Source organism: Bradyrhizobium sp. sGM-13 (assembly GCF_018398875.1).
Lineage (GTDB): Bacteria > Pseudomonadota > Alphaproteobacteria > Rhizobiales > Xanthobacteraceae > Bradyrhizobium.
In genome coordinates, this window is record NZ_JAGWDK010000006.1 from 85928 (window position 1) to 106514 (window position 20587).

Here is a 20587-nt window from a genome sequence, read left to right on the forward strand (position 1 = left end):
GTGAGGTCCGGGTCTCTGGGGGGATCTTAAACGCTGGCGTCGAATGCCGCTAACAGATGGCGTGGCAGACGCCGGGGCGCAATCAGGACGGCGTCAAAACGGAGCTCGAATTCGGCATGCTCGGGATGCGCCATCAGCCAGGCTTGGGCGGCATCGATGATGCGGGCCTGCTGGCGCGGCGTGACGGCATAGGCGGCGTCATCGAGGCTGGCGCGCGCCTTGACCTCGATGAAGGCAATCAAACTGCGCTTCCTCGCCACCAGATCGATCTCGCCATAGGGGGTGCGGAAGCGCTTTGCGAGAATGCGGTAGCCTTTTGCCATCAGATAGGCCGCGGCGCGGCTTTCGGCGGAAAGCCCGGTGCGAAACGCCGCAACCCGCTCGGGCGCAGCGAGTTTCGTGGTCGCGTCAGGCGGCGCGGTGCCGTCAGTCTTCGCCATCGTCGCCCCTGACTTCTTTGGCGAGCTCCAGCGCGCGGGCATAGACTTCGCGGCGCGGCCGCCCCGAAAGCTCGACGGCGTGCGCCACGCTGTCCTTGACGCTTTCGCGCGCCAGCGACGATCGCAGCAGGTCGTCGAGGTCATGCTGGGTCATGACGTCGGCGTCCTTGCGCGGCGGGCCGACCACGAGCACGAACTCGCCGCGGGTTTCCAGCGTGGCGGCCGTCCTTGCCAGCTCGGCGATGGGGGCGCGCTTGATGTCCTCGTGCAGCTTTGTGAGTTCGCGGCAGATCGCGGCGTCGCGCCCGGCCATGATCTCGGCGAGGTCGGCGAGCGTTTCCTGCACGCGGTTGCCGGATTCGAACATCACCAGCGTGGCATCGATCCTTGCCAATTCGGCCAGCCGCGTCCGCCGCGAGACTTGCCGGGCCGGCAAAAATCCCTCGAAGTAAAACCGGTCGGTCGGGAGTGCTGCGACCGAAAGCGCCGTCAGCACCGAGGACGGACCGGGCACCGCGATCACGGCATGGCCGGAGGCAGAGACCTCGCGCACCAGCTTGAAGCCGGGGTCGGAGATTAGGGGCGTGCCGGCGTCCGACACCAGCGCGATCGAAGCGCCCTGCGCCAGCCGCTCCAGGATTTTCGGCCGCGCCATCGCCGCGTTGTGCTCGTGGTATGGCTTGAGTTCCGCCGAAATCGCATAGCGCTCGATCAGGCGGCGGGTGATGCGGGTGTCCTCGCAGGCGATGATGTCGACGCCAGCCAAGGTCTCCAGCGCGCGCAAAGTGATGTCGCCGAGATTGCCGATCGGGGTTGCCACCAGATAGAGGCCGGGAACCGGCTTCGGGGCATTCAGAAGGTGGCCGCCAATCAAAAATGTTCTGTTGGCCGAACCCGGTTCGGTATCGGAGCCGTAGCTTGAACTGGGTTTGGCGCGCATGACGGCAATCTAGAGGGGTCTTGGGGCAAGCGCCATATCTGGCGGGATGGCGGCAAGGGTGGAGTTCCCTGCGGGAAGACAATGCGCGGCGGGGTGTTAATCCTTTTGTTTTGGTTAACTAATCCTCGACAATATGCAGAATCCCAATTGGGTTCAGTAGCGGTTCAGGTGCCTCGGCCCAGAAGGCCGGAATCCTGGCCGACGGCGGTCGGTCAAGAGAAGAGACAGAATGGAAGGCCCGTTCAATCGCAAGCTTGGATCCCCGGACTCGCGGCCGTCAGGCCCGACCCGGCGGACGGCGGTCGGACTTATTCTAGGAGCGCCGCTGCTCGGTGCCTGCTCCGGCGGCGGTCAGATTTCCAACCCGTTCGGCCCGTCCGCGCCCGAGGGGCCCCCAGGCCCGCAGCAACAGCCGCTTGCGGTCGGCACCGGGCAGGTCAAGGTCGGCCTGATCCTGCCGCTTTCGGCCGCCGGCAATGCCGGCGTCGCCGCGCAATCGATGAAGAACGCGGCCGAGATGGCGCTGGCGGAATTCCAGAATCCGAACATCCAGCTTCTGATCAAGGACGACGGCGGCAGTCCGCAGGGCGCCCAGCAGGTCACCCAGGAGGCGCTCGGCGAAGGCGTGGAAATCGTTCTGGGCCCGCTGTTTGCGGCCTCGGTGCCGGCGACCGCGCAACTGACGCGCGCGCGCAACGTTCCAGTGATCGCGTTCTCGACCGATTCCAGCGTCGCCGGACGCGGGGTTTATCTGCTGAGCTTCCTGCCCGAATCAGACGTCAACCGGATCGTCGATTATTCCGCCGGCATCGGAAAGCGATCGTTTGCGGCGCTGTTGCCCGACAATGCCTATGGCAATGTGGTGGAAGCGGCGTTCAAGCAGGCGGTCGGCCGCAAAGGCCGTCTCGTCGCCTTCGAGAAATACACCGCCGATCGGGCCGGGGCAGCGCGGACGGTGGCGCAATCGCTCGGCTCGGCTGACGCACTGTTCATCGCCGACGACGGCGAATCCGTCGTGGCCGCGGCGGATGCCCTGACCGCGGCGGGCGCGAATTTGCGCAACATCCAGTTGCTCGGCACCGGGCTCTGGGACAATCCGCGAGTCTATGCCAGCGGGACGCTGCAGGGCGGGCTTTATGCGGCGCCGGATCCGTCGGGCTTCCGCGCCTTCTCCGGCCGGTACCGCGCCAAGTACGGCACGGACCCCGTGCGCACCGCAACGCTCGCTTACGATGCAGTCGCGCTGGTTGCTGCGCTGTCGAAGCAGCAGGGCGGCCAGCGCTTTGCGCCGGAGACGCTGACCAACCCGTCCGGCTTCGCCGGCATCGACGGGCTGTTCCGATTCCGCTCCGACGGCACCAACGAGCGCGGACTTGCGGTGATGAAGGTCGCAAGCGGCGGCAGCGCGCCGGTTGCCGGATCGCCGAAGAGTTTTGGGGCGTGATCTTTCGTCACCCCTGCGTTCCGCAGGAACGACGGCTGTTACGCAGCGAGATCCGCCACCACCGCGTCGAGCACCGGAAAACCGTCCTTCGTCACGCGCAATCTTCCGTCGGAGTCGACGGATATCGCGCCTTCGTTGCGCAAGATGGCGATCCGGTTCGGATCGAGCGCGCGGCCGGATAGCGCCGCATAACGGCGTGGGTCGATGCCTTCGGCGAGCCGCAAGCCCATCAGCAAGAATTCGTCGGCGCGTTCTTCGCTGTTGAGGTGGTCGTCGGTGACGACGCCGTGGCCGTTGGCCTCGACGCGCATCAGCCAGGCCTCCGGGCGCTTCTCAGTCGCGGTGGCGTGTCGCGCGCCGTCGATGTCGAGACGGCCATGTGCGCCGGGGCCGATGCCGGCATATTCCTCGCCGCGCCAATAGACGAGATTGTGCTGGCACTCCGCGCCTTCGCGCGCGTGATTGGAAATCTCATAGGCCGGCAAGCCATGGTGCGCGCAGACCTCCTGCGTTACGTCGTACAGCGCACGCGCCACCGCCTCGTCCGGCGTCTTGAGTTTGCCCGCGGCGTGAAGGCCGAAGAACGGCGTGCCTTCCTCGATGGTGAGTTGGTAGAGCGAGAGGTGCTCGGCGGCTTCGGAAATCGCGAGCTTCAGTTCATCCGCCCACATCCGCGGCGTCTGGTCGGGGCGGGCGTAGATCAGGTCGAATGAATAGCGATCGAACGCGGTGCGGGCGATTGCGACCGCGTCGAGCGCCTCGCGCGCAGTATGCAGCCGTCCGAGCGCTTTCAGCGAGGCGTCGTCGAGCGCCTGCACGCCGAGCGAGACGCGGTTGACGCCGGCTGCGCGATAGCCGCGAAACCGCGTCGCTTCTACGCTGGTCGGATTGGCTTCGAGCGTGACCTCGACATTGCCGGCGACGCGCCAATGCTTTCCGATCGCATCCAAAATCGCGCCGACGGTCTGCGGCTGCATCAAGGACGGCGTGCCGCCGCCGAGAAAGATCGATGTGACGGTCCGCCCTGGTGCGCGCGCCGCCGTGGTTTCGATCTCACGCGCAAACGCGCGCGCAAAACGTTTCTCGTCGATCGGTGCGTGGCGGACGTGGCTGTTGAAATCGCAATAGGGGCATTTCGACAGGCAGAACGGCCAGTGCACGTAGACGCCGAAGGCATCTTTGGGGCGGGGTCGCTCGCGACTAGCCAAGGCAGATCTCCGCCAGTTTCACGAAGGCCCGTGCCCGGTGCGACAGGCCAAGCCCGAGCGGCGGCAGGCCGTGCTTTTCGATGGAAGTCATCTCGCCAAAGGTCCGCGTGTGCCCGTCGGGCAGGAATACCGGATCATAGCCAAAACCGGCGGTGCCGCGCGGCGGCCAGACCAAGGTTCCATCGGTGCGGGCCTCGACCTCCTCGAGATGGCCATCGGGCCAGGCGACGCACAGGGCCGAGACGAAATGCGCACTTCGCTTGTCCGGCGTGGTCGCGCCGCGCTCCTGCAACAGGCGCTCGATCCTGGTCATCGCCGCCAGGAAATCCTTGCCATTGCCGGCCCAGCGCGCCGAATAGATTCCGGGCGCGCCGTCGAGCGCATCGACGAGGAGGCCGGAATCATCGGCAAAGGCTGGCAACTGCGCGGCTTTCGCCGCCGCGATCGCCTTGATCGCGGCATTGGCCCGAAACGTCTGGCCGGTTTCCTCGGGCTCGCCGAGACCCAGCTCGCCTGCGGAAATCGCCTCGATGCCGTGCGGCGCGAGCAATTCCTGCATCTCGGCGAGCTTGCCGGGATTGTGGGTCGCGATCACGAGCCGGCCGGTGATTCGACGGTGCATGTACGATCAGACTACGCCAAAGCCAGCTTCTGCAAGTCCACCAGACGCGCGACACCCCTGCGCGCCAGTTCCATCAGCGCCAGGAACTCGTCTTGTGAAAACGGTGTCTTCTCGGCGGTGCCCTGCACCTCGATGATGCGGCCGTCGCCGGTCATGACGAAATTGGCATCGGTCTCGGCCTCGGAATCCTCGGCATAATCGAGGTCGAGCACCGGTGTGCCCTGATAGATGCCGCAGGAGATCGCGGCGACATTGTCGCGCAGCACGTTGGCTTTCAGCATGTTGCGGTTCTTCATCCAACCGATGCAGTCGGCTAGCGCCACCCAGGCGCCGGTGATCGAGGCCGTGCGGGTGCCGCCATCGGCCTGGATCACATCGCAATCGACCGTAATCTGGCGCTCGCCGAGCGCTTCGAGATCGACGGCTGCGCGCAAGGAGCGGCCGATCAGCCGCTGGATTTCGACGGTGCGGCCGCCCTGCTTGCCGGCCGCGGCCTCGCGGCGGGTACGCTCCAAGGTGGCGCGCGGCAGCATGCCGTATTCGGCGGTGACCCAGCCGCGGCCCTGGCCCTTCAACCAGGGCGGCAGCCGTTCTTCCAGGGTGGCCGTGACCAGCACTTGGGTGTCGCCGAACTTCACCATGCAGGAACCTTCGGCATATTTGACCACGCCGCGTTCCAGCGACACGGGGCGCAACTGATCGGGCGCACGGCGGCTCGGCCGCATGGGGAATCCTTCCAAAAATCGAGCGAAAATTCGTTCGCGGTGCTTGTAGGAGGGGGAGCGGGCAGCGGCAAGGGTTTTTGCCTTGTTTCGGGGTAGAGCGGACGCTTGTCATCGGCCCACCGGATCGACAAATTAGGGGTATCAGGGAGTTAACAGTGGCCCACCACGATCCGATTGGCCTGATCGCGCCGCATGCGGGGCTCGCCCAGCTCAACGAACGCTCGCGCGATATTTTTCGTCAAATCGTCGAGAGCTATCTCGCGACCGGCGAACCCGTCGGTTCGCGCAATGTATCCCGCTTGATCGCAGTGCCGCTGTCGCCGGCTTCCGTCCGCAATGTGATGTCGGACCTCGAAGCGCTCGGCCTGATCTACGCGCCGCATACCTCCGCCGGCCGCCTGCCCACCGAACTCGGCCTGCGCTTCTTCGTCGATGCCCTGATGCAAGTCGGCGACCTCACCGAACCCGAACGGGAATCGATCCAGAACCAGCTTGCCTCCGTCGGCCGGGCGCAATCGGTCGAGGCCGCGCTCGGCGAGGCGCTGACGCGGCTGTCCGGCCTGACGCGTGCGGCCGCGGTTGTGCTGACCGCCAAATCCAATTCACGGCTAAAGCACATCGAATTCGTGCGGCTGGAGCCGGAGCGCGCGCTGGTGGTGCTGGTCGGCGAAGATGGCCAGGTCGAAAACCGCGTGCTGACGCTGCCGCCCGGCGTACCTTCCTCGGCGCTGACTGAGGCGAGCAATTTTCTCAATGCGCGGATTCGCGGCCGTACGCTCGCCGAAGCGCGGCTCGAACTCGAAACCGCGATGGCGCAGAGCCGCATCGAGCTCGACCAACTGACGCAGAAAGTGATCGAGGCGGGCATTGCGAGCTGGTCGGGCGGCGAAAACGAAGACCGGCAGTTGATCGTGCGCGGCCACGCCAACCTGCTGGAAGATTTGCACGCGCTGGAAGATCTCGAACGCGTCAAGTCGCTGTTCGACGATCTCGAGACCAAGCGAGGCGTGATCGACCTGTTGGGCCGGGCCGAGCGCGCCGAAGGCGTGCGGATCTTCATCGGATCGGAGAACAAGCTGTTCTCGCTGTCCGGTTCCTCCACCATCATCGCCCCCTATGGCGACGCGTCGGGCCGTATCGTCGGCGTTCTCGGCGTGATCGGGCCGACAAGGCTGAACTATGCGCGGGTGATTCCGACGGTGGATTACGCCGCCCGCATTGTTAGCCGGATGCTGGGCGGCTAGTCCGCCACGAATCGACCCCGATCAGGACTTTGTCGTTTTGACGCGTTTTCTTCACGCGAACCGGTGCCCACTTCGCTCGATAACGCTATGGACCGCTTGATTTTCGGCCCCTAAAGCACGATATCCCGCTCAGCAAATCCCCATCCAACCAGAACCGTTTTTTGAGAAGGCAGTCTTATGACCGATCCCAACCGGCCGAGTGACGACGGGGCACAACCCGCCAACCAGACCGGCGAGCCCGTGGTCTCAAAACCTTACATCATGCCCGACGATCCCGAGGAAGGATCGACCGAGGCGTTGACCAAGGAAGCAGCGGAAGCGCGCGACAAGATGCTGCGCACGCTGGCGGAGATGGAAAACCTGCGCAAGCGCACCGCCAAGGAAGTCGCCGACGCGCGCGCCTACGGCATCACCGGCTTTGCCCGCGACATTCTCGAAATCGCCGACAATCTGCAGCGCGCGCTCGATGCCATGCCGGCCGAGACCAAGGCCAGCGCCGATCCGGCGCTGAAGGCTTTCATCGAAGGCGTCGAGCTGACCGAGCGCTCGCTGCTCAACACGCTGGAGAAGAACGGCGTCAAGAAATTCGATCCGTCGGGCGAGAAGTTCGATCCCAATTTCCAGCAGGCGATGTACGAAGTGCCCGACCCGTCCGTTCCGGCTGGGACAGTGGTTCAGGTCGTGCAGGCCGGCTTCATGATCGGCGAGCGCGTGCTGCGCCCGGCACTGGTCGGCGTGTCGAAGGGCGGCGCCAAGGCCGCGCCGGCGGCGGCTCCTTCAGAGCAGAGCTAAAATCTCGTGTCCCTGACGCGGTGCAGCCTAGGCGATGCGAAGCATCGTCCGGTAACGCTGCTCCGCAGAGCCGGGACCTAACACAGCAATTCGCACCGTGTCGCAATATCACTTGCGTGAACGAGTGTCGGCTTACACTTACAGCGGCTTCTCGTCCGCCGTCGGCCGGTAGGTGCCAAAGCTCCAGAGATTGCCTTCCGGGTCGCGGCACGCGAAGTCGCGGCTGCCATAGTCGGTATCGCGCAGTTCCATTTCGATCTTGCCGCCGGCGGCCTTCACTTTGGCATACAGCGCGTCGGGATTGTCGACCGCGACATAGAGCGCGTCGGTGCGGCGGCCGCCGATATCACCGACGAGTTTGCCATATTCATCGTCGCGGCTCTGGCCGAGCATTAGGAGCGAGGGTCCGTAGGCAAGCTCGGCATGTTGAACCGCGCCACCGTCGCGGTAGACGACGCGCTCGGTGAAGCCGACGACCTCCTTGAGCCAGCGGATCATTGCTTCAGCATCCCGGCAGCGCATCGTCGGATAAAGGCGCGGCGCTTCGCTTTTGCTTGGACTGGTCACGGGCAACTCCTCGCATTGCGTTACCTTACTAATATCGCGAGGCGAGGGCGGTCGGCTTGAAGATTTGTTACCTGACCGGCTACGCGTCCAGTGCGTCCAGCGGGCGCAGCAGGCGGCTGTCAGTCAGCGCCAGCCGGTGGGCCCACGACGTTGGCGTTTCGCCGGCAAGGATTGAAAATTCGCGGGCGAGGTGCGCCTGATCGGCATAGCCGCTCTCGGCCGCAATCCCGGCCCAGCCGTGCGCCTCTCCTGTATGTGCGAGCCGGCAGGCTTGATGAAAGCGCATGATGCGGGCGACCGGCTTCGGCGCGAGACCGAGTTCGGATCGAAAACGGTTCACCAGGTGCTTGCGGCTCCAGCCTATCTCTTTCGCGAGCGCGGTGATCCGCGCGCCGCCCGCAGTGCGCGCCAATCGTCGATAGGCAAATTCGATCTCCGGGGACGGCAGGTGGTTGGCGCGAACAGCAACAAAATCCTCGACCAGATCGAAGCGATCCTGCCAGCGGGATATAGCGCCGAGCCGGTCGCGCAGCTCGCGGCCCTCGCGGCCCAGTACGTCGCCGATGTCGACCATGCGCGCGGTGAGATCGGCGACGGCCCCGCCAAAGAAGCGATAGGCGCCGAGCGGCGTGAAGTCCACCTGCACGCATTCGGCGCCGCCGTCGGACTCGATATGGACCGGGCCGGCATAAAGCCCGGCGGCGAAGCTCGGCTGCCGGTCGGCGGCATCAGGCTCGCGCCCGAGCGCGATCAGGAACGGCGTGCCAAAACTGATGATCAGCGGTACCACCAGCGACGCGGTTTCGCGCTGGGAAAACCGGCCGCGCGCGGTTTCGCGATAACCCGTCATCCCGGAAATGAGACCAGCCGTGCGCTGTGACGGCGCACGACGGGCCAGTTCGAACGCAAACGGAGCCGCCGGATCGGACATCCTCGCTTCTCCAATTGGCCTCCGAAGAGGAGGACTTTAAACCGCGATATCGCTCGACTGAATGCGCTTGACGCCGGCCTTGGTCATATCGGCCCAGGCTTTTGCGAGCGAGCCCTGGGTGTCGATGCCGCGGCAGGCGTCCTCGATCACGTAAGTCTCGAAACCTGCCTTGCGCGCATCCAGCGCGCTCCATGCCACGCAGAAATCGGTCGCAAGGCCGGCGAGGAAAACCCGCTTCACCTTGCGCGCCTTCAGGTACGCCGCGAGCCCCGTCGTGGTCTTGCCGTCGGCCTCGGTGAAGGCCGAATAGCTGTCGACGTTCTTGTTGAAACCCTTGCGGATGACGAGCCCGGCGTGCGGGATTGCGAGGTCCTTTGACAGCGATGCGCCCTCGGTCCCCTGCACGCAGTGATCCGGCCACAGCACCTGTTTGCCGTAGGGAAGATCGACCGTCTCGAACGGCTTCTTGCCGGAATGGGTGGAGGCGAACGAGACGTGGCCCGCGGTGTGCCAGTCCTGCGTCATCACTACATTGGCAAAGGCCTTGGCGATGCGGTTGATGACGGGCACCACTTGATCGCCGTCTTTTACGGCGAGGCTGCCGCCCGGCAGGAAGCAGTTTTGCACGTCGATGACGAGGAGCGCGGAGGCGTCGTCGGGTTTCATCGGTGCAGCCCATGGCGTCGTTGGAACGAGGGCGAGGAGGGATGCCGCGCCAAAGCCTGTCAGAACCAGCCTGCGAGAAAGCATAGCGCGTCTCCCCTGTCATGAACCCGGCAGGGGGAAGGCTAGTTCCATTGGTGTGCGAACGAAAGCCCGAAATTTCGGCGCGTCCTGAATATCAGGGCGCGCACTTTTTTCGAATTCGCAATCAGGCTCGCGGCCGGATTCCGTCACGCACGGCGCGGAAGCGCGGAAACGCCTTGGTCCAATCGTCGCGCGGCGAAGAGCCGATGATGCGCATCGAGGTCTGGGAGCCGAACCGCAGCCATTGCACGATCGTCACCGGCGTATTGTCCTTGCCGCTGATGGCGTCGATCCGCGTCTCGTAGCCGGGCTGGCCATCGATGCGGACCGGCTCCGACATCGTGATCCTGCCGTCGCGTACGCCGGGAATGGTGGTCGCGATCTGCTGGGCAAAGCGGCCGCGATCGTCAGGCGATGCCGCCGTCGAGCCGATCAGGCCGATGATCATGAAGGGCGCGACCTCGAAGCCTTTCTTTTCGTCGCTGTCGGAGAGAATGAGGGCGGCGCCTGGCGCCAGCGTACGGACGTTCTTGAAGCTCGAGAGCTCGCCGATCTTGAACGGCATCATCCCGAGCTGTTCCTCGACAGGAACCTCAACGCGGATCACGGCAGATGCGAACATCTGGCGCACGGCATCGTCGGTATAGATCTTCGAGGCGTTCTCCGGCACCTGTACGACGATGTAGCCGGAGAAGGTAGGGCCGGGCAGGATCATGGAGTAACGGCGCACGTTGGTGGCGCCGTCCTTGGCGTTTTCGACGGTGTAGTAGGCGAGCCCCGCTTTGGTCTCGATGCTCTCCGGCTTGATGCCGCCAGTGCCGCCGGGATTGGCTTTGAAGGCATTGGCGACCTCGCCATAAGCCTCGGCGGGCAGGTCGGCGACCAGGACCTTGACGCCCTGGTCTTCGGTCTCGAATCCCGTGAACGCCCTGGCCTTGTTGAGGCCGACCAGCGGCGTCATGCCGACCCTGGCGCCCGGCGGGAAAACCGGGTCCGCGGCGAACGCGGAGGAGGTGGCGGCAACGAGGAGGGCAACCGCAGCAAAATATCTAAGTAGCTTCATGGATGGTCTACCGGGTTTGCATGGAGGCCGTTCAAAGATCGGACGGTGGAGCTGGTGGAATCTGGGCCTCGGGGCGCGACTGGGTCGTTCCGTTCGGCCCGCTTTTAGCGGTTTTGGTGTCCCTGCAACAGGGCAGGGCGGGCGTCCGTTCCCGTGTCACGCTCCTATATGTTGGCCTTTCGCGGCATTCTGCCCAGTCTCGGAGCGCTTTTTTTGGGCGCTTCCAGCGGCCAAATACCGCGTCCGCTCAACTGGCGGCGGTCCACGCCGTGAGGATGCTGCCGTATCGCTCTGCAACGCTTCGGGGTGTGAGTGATAAAGGAGTTGCCGATTTCTTAACGCCGGTCACGGCACCGGGGCCCGGCCCCAGGCGGCACAATCTTTCAAACGCCAGCCTTTTCAGGCCCTAAGCTTGCGCTCGGTCCTTGCAGGCACAACCCCCCCTCCTATATGAGGCTCACCGTCGCAATATCGCGAGTATTTGAACGTTGGGGGTTCGGTTAGGTGCGCCGTCCAGGGCCCAGCCAACCTGCCGCAAAAAGAAGGATATGAGGACCATGGGAAAGGTCATTGGGATCGATCTCGGCACCACGAATTCGTGTGTCGCCGTAATGGATGGCAAGACTGCAAAAGTCATCGAGAACGCGGAGGGCATGCGCACCACGCCTTCGATCGTTGCCGTCACCGATGACGGCGAGCGCCTCGTCGGCCAGCCTGCCAAGCGCCAGGCGGTGACCAATCCCGAGCGGACGTTCTTCGCGGTGAAGCGCCTGATCGGCCGCCGCCATGAGGACCCGATGGTCGAGAAGGACAAAAAGCTCGTTCCCTACAAGATCGTCAAGGCATCGAACGGCGACGCCTGGGTCGAGGCCGACGGCAAGACCTATTCGCCCTCGCAGGTCTCCGCCTTCATCCTGCAGAAGATGAAGGAGACCGCGGAAGCCCATCTCGGCCAGAAGGTCGACCAGGCCGTCATCACGGTTCCCGCCTACTTCAACGACGCGCAGCGCCAGGCTACTAAGGATGCCGGCAAGATCGCCGGTCTCGAAGTGCTGCGCATCATCAACGAGCCGACGGCGGCAGCGCTCGCCTACGGTCTCGACAAATCGAAATCCGGCACCATCGCGGTTTACGACCTCGGCGGCGGCACCTTCGACGTCTCGATTCTCGAAATCGGCGACGGCGTGTTCGAGGTGAAGTCGACCAACGGCGATACCTTCCTCGGCGGTGAAGATTTCGACATGCGCCTGGTCGGTTATCTCGCCGACGAATTCCAGAAGGAGCAGGGCATCAACCTGCGCAACGACAAACTCGCCCTGCAGCGCCTGAAGGAGGCGGCTGAAAAGGCCAAGATCGAGCTGTCTTCGACGACGCAGACCGAAATCAACCTGCCGTTCATCACGGCCGACCAGACCGGGCCGAAGCATCTGACGATGAAGCTGACGCGCGCCAAGTTCGAGGCTCTCGTCGACGATCTCGTTCAGAAGACCATCGAGCCCTGCCGCAAGGCCTTGAAGGACGCAGGCCTGACCGCCGCCGAAATCGGCGAAGTGGTGCTGGTCGGCGGCATGACCCGCATGCCGAAGGTCCAGGAGGTCGTGAAACAGTTGTTCGGCAAGGAGCCGCACAAGGGCGTCAACCCGGACGAAGTCGTCGCCATCGGTGCGGCCATTCAAGCGGGCGTGCTGCAGGGCGACGTCAAGGACGTGCTGCTGCTCGACGTGACGCCGCTGTCGCTCGGCATCGAGACGCTGGGTGGCGTGTTCACCCGCATCATCGACCGCAACACCACGATCCCGACCAAGAAGAGTCAGGTGTTCTCGACCGCCGAGGACAACCAGAATGCCGTCACCATCCGCGTCTTCCAGGGCGAGCGTGAAATGGCGGCCGACAACAAGGTTCTCGGTCAGTTCGACCTGATGGGCATTCCGCCGGCGCCGCGCGGCATGCCGCAGATCGAGGTCACCTTCGACATCGACGCCAACGGTATCGTCAACGTCTCGGCCAGGGACAAGGCGACCGGCAAGGAGCAGCAGATCCGGATTCAGGCATCCGGCGGCCTCTCCGAAGCCGACATCCAGAAGATGGTCAAGGACGCCGAGGCCAACGCGGCCGAGGACAAGAAGCGACGCGAGGCGGTCGACGCCAAGAACCATGCCGACGCGCTGGTGCATTCCACCGAGAAGGCGCTGGCCGAGCACGGTTCGAAGGTGGAAGACTCCGAGCGCCGCGCCATCGAGGACGCCGTCAGCGATTTGAAGGAAGCGCTGAAGGGCGACGACGCCGAGGCAATCAAGGCCAAGACCAACACGCTGGCGCAGGCTTCGATGAAGCTCGGCGAGGCCATGTACAAGCAGCAGGCCGAGGCGGACGCCAAGCGGGATGCTGCTAAGGATGACGTTGTCGACGCGGAGTTCACCGAGGTCGACGACGACAAGAACAACAAGAAGTCAGCATAAGCGGGCTTTCGATCATGACCCTCCTCCAAAGAGCGCGAGCGCTGCGTTCGATGGGTGGGGGTCATTTTTCTTTAAGCCGATGGCTGCATCTTTTTTCGATCGAGGGTGCCTTCGGCATGAAGACGAATTCGGGCGGGTTTGACTGATGTCCACCAAGCGCTGCTATTACGAAACCCTGGAAGTCGATCGGAACGCGGACGAGTCGAAGCTCAAGTCGGCCTTCCGCAAGCTGGCGATGAAATGGCATCCGGACAGGAATCCGGGCGATGCCGCCAGCGAAATGAAGTTCAAGGAAATCAACGAGGCCTACGAAGTCCTCAAAGACGGCGACAAGCGCGCCGCCTATGATCGCTATGGCCATGCCGCGTTCGAGCAAGGCATGGGCGGCGGCGGTCCCGGCTTCGGCGCCGGCTTTGCCTCGTCGTTTTCAGATATTTTCGAGGACCTGTTCGGCATGGCCGGGCAGCGCGGGCGCGGTGGCGGACGCGAGCGCGGCGCCGATCTGCGCTACAACATGGAAATCACGCTCGAGGAAGCCTACCTCGGCAAGACCGCGCAGATCGAAATTCCGGTTTCGGTCACCTGCGAGCCCTGTTCGGGCACCGGCGCCAAGGCCGGCACCAAGCCGAAGACCTGCGCGATGTGCGGTGGCGCCGGCCGCGTCCGTCAGGCTCAGGGCTTCTTCACGCTGGAGCGGACCTGCCCCGGCTGTCAGGGCCGCGGTCAGATGATCGAAGACGCCTGCCCGAATTGCTCGGGCACGGGACGGGTGACGCGCGACCGGACGTTGTCGGTCAACATTCCGCCGGGTGTCGAGGACGGCACGCGTATCCGGCTGGCCGGCGAAGGCGAGGCCGGTGTCCGCGGCGGCCCGCCCGGCGACCTCTACATTTTCCTGTCGCTGGCCACCCACGAATTCTTCCAGCGCGACGGCGCCGATTTGCACTGCCGGGTTCCGATCTCGATGGTCGCGGCCGCGCTCGGCGGCGAATTCGAAGTGCCCACCATCGACAAGGGCAAGACCAAGGTGAAGGTGCCGGCGGGAACGCAGTCCGGCCGCCGTTTCCGCATTGCATCAAAGGGCATGCCGGTGCTCCGCTCGCGCCAGACCGGCGACATGTATGTCCAGGTCATGGTCGAAACGCCGCAGAATCTGACCAAGAAGCAGCAGGAACTGCTCGCCGAGTTCGAAAAGCTGTCCTCCGGGGCAACCCAGCCGGAGGCGGTGGGCTTCTTCACCAAGGTCAAGGACTTCTTCGGCAGCCGCGCGGCCTCCTGAACCGCATGCACGTCGCCTGGGCGAGCGCCGTTCTCTCGCCCGGCAGTCATGATTCATTCAGCTTGCACAGGGTGTTATCGACGGATCGCGGGCACGTTGGCGCCGCTCGCGTATCACCGTTTGGCTTGACCATATCCCCGTCGACCTATACGTGTTCATGACTGTTTTTTGACATTCCCGCCTGTCAGCGGGTCCCGCCTGGTAGCGACATGCCTTTGCAATCGTCCGTGCGTGCGTTGAAGAAGCCTCGTCTCGACGACGAGGTGCGCTTCCTTCGTTCATGGATTGAAAAGCCGCTGCACATGGGCGCGGTGATGCCATCGAGCAAGGTGCTCGCCCGCACCATGGCGCAATATGTCGATGTCGATTCCGAAGGGCCGGTCATCGAACTTGGGCCCGGGACCGGCGCGATCACCAACGCGCTGATCGAACACGGCGTAGATCAGAAGCGGCTCGTGCTGGTCGAATATAATCCGGGTTTCTGCGCTCTGCTGCGCGATCGCTATCCTCAGGCCAAGGTCGTACAGGGCGATGCCTACACGCTTCGCGCTTCGCTGGGAGATGCGCTGGATGCGCCGGCGTCTGCCGTGATCTCGGGCCTGCCGCTCGTGACAAAACCGATGCTGACCCGCTTGAAGCTGATCCGCGACGCGTTCCTGGCACTGGCCCCGGGCGCGCCCTTCGTGCAGTTCACCTATTCGGTGGCGCCGCCGATTCCGAAATCGCTGCCGGGCGTGTCCACAGAGGCCTCCGAGCGGATCTGGATGAACCTTCCGCCCGCGCGGGTCTGGGTGTATCGCAAGGGCTGAGCCGTGCGCTGTCGCGCGGCCGGTCAGCCCCGAGTGCGATTTCTAAGAAATGTCCGCGCTGAAAATCCTCGTGATCCCGGGATCGCTCCGCACCGGCTCGCTCAATGCGAGGCTGGCGGCGGTGGCCGCGCATGAGCTGGCGCAAGCCGGCGCCGAGGTCACCCGCATCTCGCTGGTTGATTTCCCGCTGCCGATCTATGACGGCGACCTGCAGGCGAAATCCGGCGTGCCGAAACACGCGGTCAACCTGAAGCGGATGATGGCGGCCCATCATGGCGTGCTGATCGTGACGCCAGAATACAATTCCTCGGTGCCGGCGCTGGTGAAAAACACCATCGACTGGGTGAGCCGGGTGCAAGACGCGCACGAGACCCGCGGCCAGGTGTTTCGCGATCGGGTGTTTGCGATTGCGTCGGCCTCCGGCAACCGGCTCGGCGGCGCCCGCGCGCTGGCCGCGCTGCGGCTGATCCTGTCGGCGTGTCATGCAACCGTGATACCAAACCAGTTAGCGCTGGCGTTCGCCGACGATGCCTATGACGAGATGGACCGCCTGAAGAATGCCGCTGATGCCGAGGGGCTGAAAGCGCTGGTGCGGCAATTGATCGAAGTTTCCCAACGCATGATGTGAGGTGACATGCAGCCAGCCAGTATCGCGCCGAGAGATCGGCTGATCGTCGCGCTCGACCTGCCCGGGGTGAGTGAAGCGGAAGCGTTGATCGCGCGGCTCGGCGACAGCGTGAGCTTCTACAAGATCGGCTATCAGCTCGCCTATGCCGGCGGATTGCCGCTGGCGCAGCAACTGGCGAAGTCGGGCAAGAAGGTTTTTATCGATCTCAAGCTGCACGACATCGGCAATACGGTGGCGCGCGGCGTTGAGAGCGTCGCCAAACTCGGCGCGACCTTCCTCACCGTGCACGCCTATCCGCAGACCATGAAGGCCGCGGTCGAGGCGCGCCAAGGCTCGGGTCTGAAAATTCTCGCCGTCACCGTGCTGACCTCTTATGACGATGGAGACCTGCATGCCGCCGGCTATCGGCTCAACGTCTCCGACCTGGTGGAAGCGCGCGCCCAGCAAGCGCAGGTGCTCGGCGTCGACGGCCTCGTCAGCTCGCCGGAAGAGGCGGCCGCGTTGCGCAAGATCGTCGGCCACCAGATGCATCTGGTGACGCCGGGTATCCGCCCGGCGGGCGCTGCGACCGGCGACCAGAAGCGCATCATGACACCGGCGCGGGCAATCGGTGCCGGCGCCGACTATCTGGTGGTCGGACGTCCCATCACGGAAGCCGCCGATCCCAGGCTTGCTGCGGATGCCATTCAGGTGGAAATCAAACAGGCATTGGCGTAGTTCGGCGAAACAAGAAAACGGAGAAGTGAAATGGCCAAGGGTTACTGGATCGGTCGCGTCGATGTCAGCAATGACGAGGGCTACAAGCCCTATGCGGCGGCCAATCTCGCGATTTTCAAGAAATTCGGCGGGCGCTATGTCGTGCGCGGCGGCCAGTTCACCGCAGTCGAAGGCCAATGCCGCTCGCGCAACGTGGTGATCGAATTCGACAGCTATGAGAAAGCGCTGGCCTGCTACAATTCGCCGGAATATCAGGCCAACATCAAGGTCCGTCAGCCGCACTCGATTGCGGACCTCATCGTCATCGAGGGCTATGACGGCCCGCAGCCCTGAACGCCCATTACTTCGCGATCTACGTCTGCGCTCCTCAGGGGCCAACGCAAAAGTGCGGGAGGTCCGGTAGAAGCGGCTATTTTCGCGCCGCTTCGCGGGACCTCATCGCAATCAAGAAATATGTGCGAATGTTTCCGATCGTGCCTAGCCGATCGGCTCCCGTCGAAAAATAGCAAATAGCTGATCGTTATTCCAAGCGAACGCGGGGTCTGCGGGCCAAACGTGCGCTATCAGACATTTCTTTTGTCCCCATATGGGGATTGTGACGCCGCCCCGCCTTCATCAAGTTGCGCGCCATCGAAGTCCACATCGATCGGGATGGAAATCGAGCCAACACAAAATCGCTAGTGCATGACGGGCCGCGGCCGACCCGCATGCGAATGCGCGGGCGCAAGGAGTAGAAACCATGGCAATTATCCCCGGAACACCAGGCGACGACACGTTGGTTGGCACGCCAGATCCCGATGAGATCAACGGTCTGGCCGGCAACGATACGATTACCGGATTGGAAGGCGATGACCTCGTCAATGGCGGCGCGGGCGACGACGATATCGATGGCGGAGCCGGCAACGACACGTTGAACGGCAATGCCGGCAACGACACGATCGCCGGCGGTGAAGGCGATGACACCGTCAGTGGCGGTGCGGGCGATGACGATATTGATGGCGGAGCCGGCAACGACACGCTGAACGGCAACGCCGGCATCGACACGATCGTCGGCGGTGAAGGCGATGACACCGTCAATGGCGGCGCGGGCGACGACAATATCGATGGCGGAGCCGGTATGGATACGTTGAACGGCAATGCCGGCAACGATACGATCGCCGGCGGTGCCGATAGTGACATCATCAACGGCGGCGCCGGTGATGACGTCCTGTCGGGCAACGGGGGCGATGACACGCTCAGCGGCGGGGTCGGTGACGATACCCTGAACGGCAATGCGGGCATGGACGCGCTGAATGGCGGTCTCGGGAACGACACGCTGAATGGCGGCGCCGATGACGACACGCTGAACGGCGGTGCCGGCAACGATACGCTCAACGGCCAAGGCGGCAATGACACGATGAGCGGTGGCGACGACGCCGACGACATGGCCGGCGGTGGCGGCGACGATACCATGTCCGGCGACGACGGCGACGACACCATGACCGGTGGTGCTGGCAACGACATAATGTCCGGCGGCGAAGGCGCGGACGAGCTCAGCGGCGGAGCTGGCGACGATACGTTGGACGGCGACGCCGGAGATGACATGCTTGTCGGCGGTGCCGATGTCGATGTGCTCAATGGCGGAGATGGAGACGATATCCTCTCCGGTAACGCCGGCGACGACACCCTCAACGGCGGCGCGGGCGACGATGAGTTGAACGGCGGCAATGGCGCCGATGTCCTCGACGGTGGCGTCGGCAACGATGTGCTGACAGGCGGTGCAGGCTCCGACGACCACAATTTCGGCGACAATACTGCCACCAACTTCGGCGACGATGAAGTCACCGACCTGAACTTTGGTGCTGGCGATGAAGTTAATGTCGATGCCGATCCGGCGTTTGATCCGGCCACCATCGTGGTGGATGACGACGGCACCAACACGGTGCTCGATTTCGGCTTCGGCACCATCACGCTCACCGGCGTTTCGGGCGGCGCGACCCCATTCGAGTCGATCGAAGACATCAACGACGCGGCGGGTTACGAGGCCATCGAGATCGTTTAACCCCACAACTTCAGCGGGCCGGCTGCCGTGCCGCCCCGCTCCTGCCTCTCTGCAATACGTCAGTCAGTGGTAGTGCCGGCCAGTCATGTATTCGCGTCGTGAGATCCCAGCGTCCGTTGCACGATCGCTGCTTGGATTGATTCCGGGACGATCCGCATTCGTGTGGGTCGTGGCCTTTAGCGTGTCATTGAACATACTTCTCCTTGTCGTTCCCTTCTACGCCATCGAAGTGTTCGATCGGGTCATCAGCAGCGGTAGCGTTGAAACCCTTGTTGGCCTCACCATCATCGCCGCAATTGCTCTTGTTTTCAGCGCCGCGTTCGACACCCTGCGCAGCCGGCTGCTCAGTCGCTTTGCGGTTAGATTTGAGCGCTACCTCGCTCCCATCGTGCTTGAAAGCATGATCGTTGATGCCACCAATCGGGGTGACAGCAGGGCGCAAGATCTTGCAAAGGTGCGCGAGCTGAGGACGTTCCTATCCAGCGCAACGATTGCATCGCTGCTCGATGCTCCCTTTCTTCCGGCGTTTATTTTCATCCTGTTCTTTCTGCACCCCTGGTACGGCCTGATTGCGCTGGTCGGAACGGCGGTCCTCCTCACCATGGGCATCGTGAGCCGCTGGATCGCGCGCAGCGAAATCGCGCAGGCGTCCCAGGCCGCGCAGAAGACCCAGATCACACTTGACGGAATTGTCCGGCATTCCGCCCTGGTGCGTGCGATGGGCTGGACCAGAGGTGCCATCCGCGAATTCATGGACCTCAACGACCAGGCCTTGTCCCCCGTGGTTCGAGCCAGCGAGCGCGTCTATGCGATCGGCGCCGCGGCGCGCATGGTAAGAACGACGTTGCAGGTTGCCGCGATCGGCGCAGGCGCCTGGCTCGTGCTCCAGAGCGAGGTGCTGGCAGGCAGTCTGATTGCGAGTTCGATCCTGATCGCCCGTACGCTGCAGCCGATGGAAGGTCTGATCTCGGCGCGGCGCGCCCTTACTGCCGCGCACGAGGCCTGGAAGCAAGTTCAGACGGCCGCAGCGCCGGTTCTTGCTCGCGAGAAACGTACGCTGCTTCCGTCCCCGTCCGGCAGAATTGCAGTCGAGCGAGTGTCGCATCGGACACCTACGACGCCGCGCCCGATACTCGCAGGCATAGATTTTGAATGTCCGCCTTCCGGGATCATCGTCGTGATCGGCCCGACCGGCGCCGGAAAATCGACCTTGCTGCGCCTGATGGCGGGACTGGAACGACCAAGCGGCGGCACCATCCGGTTGGACGACGCAGCCCTGAATAACTGGGACCCTGACCAGCTTGGGCAGTTTGTCGGTTATCTTCCTCAGGAGGTGCAGCTTCTGGGCGGCACAGTGGCCGAAGCAATCGCCGGCTTTGACGAACATGCGCGCGACGAGGACATCGTTGCCGCGGCCATGCTTGCACAGGCGCATGAGATGATCCTGTCCCTGCCAGCCGGCTATCAGACTGAGATAGGGCGCGACGGCAACAGACTTTCCGGTGGTCAGCGCCAGAGGATCGGTCTCGCCCGTGCCTTTTTCGGGGATCGCAAACTGATCCTGCTGGACGAACCAAATGCCAATCTTGACCCGGACGGGGAGCATGCATTGTGTTCCGCCATTCAGCGGGCGAAGGCGCGCGGCGCGACACTGGTGATCGTCACCCACCGGCCCCAACTGCTGACCATCGCAGATGCCGTACTGCTTTTGAGGGATGGCGCGCAGCTCGCTTTCGGATCGCCTGCTGAAGTCCTTCGCCTGCCTGTCACCCCTGTCGCGAAGCCGCATGTCGTCCGGCAAGGTACGGAATCTCAGAGATTGGCCGCGGGGAGGACCGCTCGATGACGGAAGGAGGTCGAGATCGTGCAGTCGTCGTTTCCCGCAAGGAACGACCACGATCCGATATGCGGCGGATTATTGGATGGGGATG

At 63.8% G+C, this 20587-nt stretch carries 20 protein-coding genes; 11 read left to right on the forward strand and 9 right to left on the reverse strand.

Features of this window, described 5'->3' with window-relative positions; translation table 11 throughout:
* Window positions 1–26 precede the first annotated feature (26 nt).
* Window positions 27–440, reverse strand: coding sequence for a YraN family protein (locus tag KJQ96_RS11000; RefSeq protein WP_213286649.1), 414 nt, complete (start codon window positions 438–440; stop codon window positions 27–29).
* Window positions 427–1380, reverse strand: coding sequence for a 16S rRNA (cytidine(1402)-2'-O)-methyltransferase (rsmI, locus tag KJQ96_RS11005; RefSeq protein ID WP_213286650.1), 954 nt, complete (start codon window positions 1378–1380; stop codon window positions 427–429). Before rsmI ends, KJQ96_RS11000 begins: the two co-directional genes overlap by 14 nt.
* A 229-nt stretch (window positions 1381–1609) precedes the next feature.
* On the opposite strand from rsmI, the gene KJQ96_RS11010 reads away from it, so the two are divergent.
* Window positions 1610–2824, forward strand: a complete 1215-nt coding sequence (locus tag KJQ96_RS11010) for a penicillin-binding protein activator (protein ID WP_213286651.1) — start codon at window positions 1610–1612, stop codon at window positions 2822–2824.
* 38 nt (window positions 2825–2862) lie between these two features.
* On the opposite strand, the gene hemW is transcribed toward KJQ96_RS11010, so the two are convergent.
* Genes hemW through rph form a run of 3 tightly spaced genes read right to left on the reverse strand, consistent with a single transcriptional unit; the run spans window position 2863 to window position 5379 of the window.
* Window positions 2863–4032 (reverse strand): radical SAM family heme chaperone HemW, encoded by a 1170-nt coding sequence (gene hemW, locus KJQ96_RS11015; protein WP_028348295.1) that lies wholly within the window; start codon window positions 4030–4032, stop codon window positions 2863–2865.
* Window positions 4025–4654, reverse strand: coding sequence for an RdgB/HAM1 family non-canonical purine NTP pyrophosphatase (gene rdgB, locus KJQ96_RS11020; RefSeq protein WP_213286652.1), 630 nt, complete (start codon window positions 4652–4654; stop codon window positions 4025–4027). Before rdgB ends, hemW begins: the two co-directional genes overlap by 8 nt.
* 11 nt (window positions 4655–4665) lie before the next feature.
* Window positions 4666–5379: a ribonuclease PH gene (rph, locus tag KJQ96_RS11025; protein WP_213286653.1), complete on the reverse strand. Its 714-nt coding sequence runs from the start codon at window positions 5377–5379 to the stop codon at window positions 4666–4668.
* Between the two features lie 155 nt (window positions 5380–5534).
* On the opposite strand from rph, the gene hrcA reads away from it, so the two are divergent.
* Window positions 5535–6623: a heat-inducible transcriptional repressor HrcA gene (gene hrcA / locus KJQ96_RS11030; RefSeq protein ID WP_213286654.1), complete on the forward strand. Its 1089-nt coding sequence runs from the start codon at window positions 5535–5537 to the stop codon at window positions 6621–6623.
* Between the two features lie 177 nt (window positions 6624–6800).
* On the forward strand, window positions 6801–7415 hold the full coding sequence (grpE, locus tag KJQ96_RS11035; RefSeq protein ID WP_213286655.1) for a nucleotide exchange factor GrpE: 615 nt from the start codon (window positions 6801–6803) through the stop codon (window positions 7413–7415).
* 138 nt (window positions 7416–7553) lie between these two features.
* Here grpE and KJQ96_RS11040 read toward each other — a convergent pair whose 3' ends face one another.
* The 4 genes from KJQ96_RS11040 to KJQ96_RS11055 form a co-directional block, all read right to left on the reverse strand.
* A complete protein-coding gene (locus KJQ96_RS11040) occupies window positions 7554–7982 on the reverse strand; it encodes a VOC family protein (protein ID WP_309142397.1) in 429 nt (142 codons plus the stop codon).
* A 79-nt stretch (window positions 7983–8061) separates the two neighbouring features.
* Complete coding sequence (locus KJQ96_RS11045; protein WP_213286656.1) at window positions 8062–8913, reverse strand: AraC family transcriptional regulator; 852 nt, start codon at window positions 8911–8913, stop codon at window positions 8062–8064.
* 36 nt (window positions 8914–8949) lie between these two features.
* Window positions 8950–9663, reverse strand: a complete 714-nt coding sequence (pncA, locus tag KJQ96_RS11050) for a bifunctional nicotinamidase/pyrazinamidase (RefSeq protein WP_213286657.1) — start codon at window positions 9661–9663, stop codon at window positions 8950–8952.
* Between the two features lie 121 nt (window positions 9664–9784).
* Complete coding sequence (locus KJQ96_RS11055) at window positions 9785–10723, reverse strand: hypothetical protein (RefSeq protein ID WP_213286658.1); 939 nt, start codon at window positions 10721–10723, stop codon at window positions 9785–9787.
* A gap of 557 nt (window positions 10724–11280) precedes the next feature.
* Between KJQ96_RS11055 and dnaK the strand changes: the two genes are divergently transcribed.
* The 8 genes from dnaK (at window position 11281) to KJQ96_RS11095 (ending at window position 20502) form a co-directional block, all read left to right on the forward strand.
* Entirely contained in the window at window positions 11281–13182 is a 1902-nt protein-coding gene (gene dnaK / locus KJQ96_RS11060) for a molecular chaperone DnaK (RefSeq protein WP_213286659.1), read from the forward strand.
* A gap of 145 nt (window positions 13183–13327) precedes the next feature.
* Window positions 13328–14461 (forward strand): molecular chaperone DnaJ, encoded by a 1134-nt coding sequence (dnaJ, locus tag KJQ96_RS11065; protein WP_213286660.1) that lies wholly within the window; start codon window positions 13328–13330, stop codon window positions 14459–14461.
* Between the two features lie 209 nt (window positions 14462–14670).
* Window positions 14671–15270, forward strand: coding sequence for a class I SAM-dependent methyltransferase (locus KJQ96_RS11070; protein ID WP_213286661.1), 600 nt, complete (start codon window positions 14671–14673; stop codon window positions 15268–15270).
* A gap of 49 nt (window positions 15271–15319) precedes the next feature.
* On the forward strand, window positions 15320–15898 hold the full coding sequence (locus KJQ96_RS11075) for an NADPH-dependent FMN reductase (RefSeq protein WP_213286662.1): 579 nt from the start codon (window positions 15320–15322) through the stop codon (window positions 15896–15898).
* Between the two features lie 6 nt (window positions 15899–15904).
* Window positions 15905–16615: an orotidine-5'-phosphate decarboxylase gene (pyrF, locus tag KJQ96_RS11080; protein ID WP_213286663.1), complete on the forward strand. Its 711-nt coding sequence runs from the start codon at window positions 15905–15907 to the stop codon at window positions 16613–16615.
* 30 nt (window positions 16616–16645) lie between these two features.
* The gene (locus tag KJQ96_RS11085; RefSeq protein ID WP_213286664.1) at window positions 16646–16948 is read left to right on the forward strand and encodes a DUF1330 domain-containing protein; all 303 of its coding nucleotides are present in this window, start codon (window positions 16646–16648) and stop codon (window positions 16946–16948) included.
* Window positions 16949–17354: 406 nt separating this feature from the next.
* Window positions 17355–18656 (forward strand): calcium-binding protein, encoded by a 1302-nt coding sequence (locus tag KJQ96_RS11090; protein ID WP_213286665.1) that lies wholly within the window; start codon window positions 17355–17357, stop codon window positions 18654–18656.
* A gap of 85 nt (window positions 18657–18741) precedes the next feature.
* Window positions 18742–20502, forward strand: a complete 1761-nt coding sequence (locus tag KJQ96_RS11095; protein WP_213286666.1) for a type I secretion system permease/ATPase — start codon at window positions 18742–18744, stop codon at window positions 20500–20502.
* The last annotated feature ends 85 nt before the right edge of the window (window positions 20503–20587 follow it).

Bases quoted from the DNA above. Each gene is read 5' to 3' on its own strand.
- KJQ96_RS11000 (WP_213286649.1), bottom strand. From the start codon at position 440: ATGGCGAAGACTGACGGCACCGCGCCGCCTGACGCGACCACGAAACTC.
- rsmI (WP_213286650.1), bottom strand. From the start codon at position 1,380: ATGCGCGCCAAACCCAGTTCAAGCTACGGCTCCGATACCGAACCGGGT.
- KJQ96_RS11010 (WP_213286651.1), top strand. From the start codon at position 1,610: ATGGAAGGCCCGTTCAATCGCAAGCTTGGATCCCCGGACTCGCGGCCG.
- rdgB (WP_213286652.1), bottom strand. From the start codon at position 4,654: ATGCACCGTCGAATCACCGGCCGGCTCGTGATCGCGACCCACAATCCC.
- rph (WP_213286653.1), bottom strand. From the start codon at position 5,379: ATGCGGCCGAGCCGCCGTGCGCCCGATCAGTTGCGCCCCGTGTCGCTG.
- grpE (WP_213286655.1), top strand. From the start codon at position 6,801: ATGACCGATCCCAACCGGCCGAGTGACGACGGGGCACAACCCGCCAAC.
- KJQ96_RS11045 (WP_213286656.1), bottom strand. From the start codon at position 8,913: ATGTCCGATCCGGCGGCTCCGTTTGCGTTCGAACTGGCCCGTCGTGCG.
- pncA (WP_213286657.1), bottom strand. From the start codon at position 9,663: ATGCTTTCTCGCAGGCTGGTTCTGACAGGCTTTGGCGCGGCATCCCTC.
- KJQ96_RS11055 (WP_213286658.1), bottom strand. From the start codon at position 10,723: ATGAAGCTACTTAGATATTTTGCTGCGGTTGCCCTCCTCGTTGCCGCC.
- dnaK (WP_213286659.1), top strand. From the start codon at position 11,281: ATGGGAAAGGTCATTGGGATCGATCTCGGCACCACGAATTCGTGTGTC.
- dnaJ (WP_213286660.1), top strand. From the start codon at position 13,328: ATGTCCACCAAGCGCTGCTATTACGAAACCCTGGAAGTCGATCGGAAC.
- KJQ96_RS11070 (WP_213286661.1), top strand. From the start codon at position 14,671: ATGCCTTTGCAATCGTCCGTGCGTGCGTTGAAGAAGCCTCGTCTCGAC.
- KJQ96_RS11075 (WP_213286662.1), top strand. From the start codon at position 15,320: ATGTCCGCGCTGAAAATCCTCGTGATCCCGGGATCGCTCCGCACCGGC.
- pyrF (WP_213286663.1), top strand. From the start codon at position 15,905: ATGCAGCCAGCCAGTATCGCGCCGAGAGATCGGCTGATCGTCGCGCTC.
- KJQ96_RS11085 (WP_213286664.1), top strand. From the start codon at position 16,646: ATGGCCAAGGGTTACTGGATCGGTCGCGTCGATGTCAGCAATGACGAG.
- KJQ96_RS11090 (WP_213286665.1), top strand. From the start codon at position 17,355: ATGGCAATTATCCCCGGAACACCAGGCGACGACACGTTGGTTGGCACG.
- KJQ96_RS11095 (WP_213286666.1), top strand. From the start codon at position 18,742: ATGTATTCGCGTCGTGAGATCCCAGCGTCCGTTGCACGATCGCTGCTT.